A 741-nucleotide genomic window follows, 5' to 3' on the forward strand; every position below is an offset into this window, starting at 1 on the left:
CATGTGGGATCATGATTTTTATCACAACGAGAAATCGACGATTGTTGATAAAGCGTGCTCAGTAAATATTGAGCTTGAAACCAAAGATGGCCAGAAAAAGGTCCTGAAAGAAAACTTAGCTTTACTTGAAGGCGAAGTCATAGACGGAATGTTTATGAGCGTGAAAGCGCTTCGTAACTTTTTTGAAGAGGAAATGGAAGGCGCAAAGCGCGCAAATATTCTGTTTTCTCTGCACGTGAAAGCCACCATGATGAAGGTGTCCCACCCGATCGTGTTTGGTCATGCTGTCACCGTCTACTTTAAAGACGTTTTTGAAAAACATGCCGAGACATTCGAAAAGCTGGGCGTGAATCCGAATAACGGGCTGAGCAATGTGCATCAGAAAATTCAGGAGCTTCCGTATTCGCAACGTTCTGAAATTGAGGAAGATATTCGTCGCTGTTATGAGAATCGTCCAGAGTTAGCGATGGTCGATTCGGATAAGGGCATTTCGAATCTTCACGTACCGAGTGACGTGATCGTCGATGCCTCCATGCCAGCGATGATTCGTGTTGGCGGTAAAATGTGGGGCACGGATGGCAAGTTGAAAGACACCAAAGCGGTCATCCCTGAAAGTACTTATGCAACGATCTATCAGGAAGTCATCAATTTCTGTAAGCACCACGACAATTTTGATCCGACTACGATGGGCACTGTTCCAAACGTTGGTTTGATGGCACAAAAAGCAGAAGAGTACGGTTC

At 44.9% G+C, this 741-nt stretch carries 1 protein-coding gene; it reads left to right on the forward strand.

Annotated elements, in window-relative coordinates:
* Window positions 1-741, forward strand: a 741-nt coding sequence (locus tag A3750_RS22100) for an NADP-dependent isocitrate dehydrogenase (RefSeq protein WP_197475235.1), incomplete at both ends; no start/stop codon positions are given.

It is taken from the genome of Oleiphilus sp. HI0079, from assembly GCF_001635105.1.